Raw genomic sequence first — 1,647 nt, 5'->3', positions numbered from 1 at the left:
CGTCAACGGCCCCGCGGTCGCCGACCTCACCCACCTCATCGCCGAACTGCTGGAGAACGCCGCCGTCTTCTCACCCCGGTCCGGTGGTCGGTACGGTCGTCGGTCCGGTGCGGGCGGTGGGGCCGCCGGCGCCCGGCGGCGACGGTTCCCCCGGTGCGGCGGAAGGTGCGGGAACGGGCTCGGACATGGCGGCCACTGTGCCATCCGGAACCCCGCGCCGGACAGCCCATTTACGCAAGCGACCGCGCCCGGCCCGCCCGGCCGCGGGCCCGGTCCGCCTGGCTCGCGGTCGCCCGACCGTCGCACGGGCCGCGCCGCGCCACGTTCGGCCGCCGCCGCACATCCCGGCGCCGATCGGGGGCAGGATGGCTGGCATGCGTATTGCAGTCACCGGTGCGAGCGGCCTCGTCGGCTCCGCGCTCGCACACGACCTCCGCCGCGACGGCCACCACGTCGTACGCCTCGTGCGGCGCGCCCCGCGGACCGACCACGAGGTGGAGTGGGACCCGCACCGGCAGTGGGTGGACGCTCCCGGGCTGATCGGCTGTCAGGCCGTCGTCCACCTGGCCGGCGCGGGCATCGCCGACCGGCGCTGGAGCCCGGCGCGCAAGCGGGAGTTGCGGGACAGCCGGGTGCTGGGCACGGCCGCCATCGCCGAGGCCGTCGCGTCCCTCGACACCCCGCCCGACGTGCTGGTCTCCGGCAGCGCCATCGGCATCTACGGCGACACCGCGGACCGCAGGGTGGACGAGGACACGCCGCCCGGGCACGGCTTCCTGGCCGATCTGTGCCAGGAGTGGGAGGAGGCCGCCGAACCGGCCGTGGAGGCGGGCATCCGCACCGCGTACGCGCGTACCGGGCTGGGCGTGGCGCGCGCCGGCGGCGCCTGGGGGCGGATGTTCCCGCTCTTCCGGCTCGGCCTCGGCGGTCGGCTCGGCTCCGGCGACCAGTACTGGAGCTTCATCGCGCTGCGCGACGAGGTGGCGGCCCTGCGGCACATCATCGCGACCGAGTCGCTGGTGGGCCCGGTGAACCTGACCGCGCCGAACCCGGTCACCAACCCCGAGGTCACCGCCGCCAAGGGCCGGGTACTCGGCCGCCCCACGGCGCTGGCCGTGCCCCGCCCGGCACTCCGCCTCGCGCTCGGCGAGCTCTCCTCCGACGTACTCGGCAGCCAGCGCGTCATCCCCCAGCGCCTCTTGGACTCCGGCTTCTCCTTCGACCACCCGACCATCGACGGCGCGATCGAAGCGGCCTGGTCAGACCGCTAAAACCGGGGCCCGGCCACCAGCCACTGAGCCACGCCCGGACACCGACCGCACGCCGAGCCCAGCCCCGGCACCGCGCCCGCGCGGAGCCGTACGCCGCAGGGCCCCGGGGCCACACCCAAGCAGAGCCGTACGCCGAGAAGCCCCCACCAAGACCGCATCCGGGCCCCCACCCCCAGAGAGCCACCCCGTCCAAACACCCGCCCCGGCCCCACCCCAGAGGGCCCAGAGAGCCACCCCAGGCGAAGCCCCACCCCATCGCGCAGCCCCCCCCCGCGCACCCCCGCCGGGCCCCGCGCCCCCCCCCCCCCCGCCCGCCCCCCCCCCCCCCCCCCCCGCCGCCCCCCCCCCCCCCCGCCGGGGGGGGGGCCGCCCCCGC

1 protein-coding gene is annotated in these 1,647 nt (G+C 77.6%); it reads left to right on the top strand.

Annotated features, from left to right (window positions below; genetic code table 11):
• Positions 1-365: 365 nt before the first annotated feature.
• Positions 366-1,271 carry a TIGR01777 family oxidoreductase gene (locus tag AAHZ94_RS33745; RefSeq protein ID WP_349997507.1) on the top strand — a complete coding sequence of 302 codons (906 nt, stop codon included), beginning with the start codon at positions 366-368 and terminating at the stop codon, positions 1,269-1,271.
• Positions 1,272-1,647: the final 376 nt, after the last annotated feature.

The sequence above is a fragment of the Streptomyces sp. HSW2009 genome (genome assembly GCF_040240285.1).
GTDB lineage: Bacteria > Actinomycetota > Actinomycetes > Streptomycetales > Streptomycetaceae > Streptomyces.
Note: the sequence above shows the minus strand (reverse complement) of the source record. Positions and strands in the feature narration are given on the sequence as shown.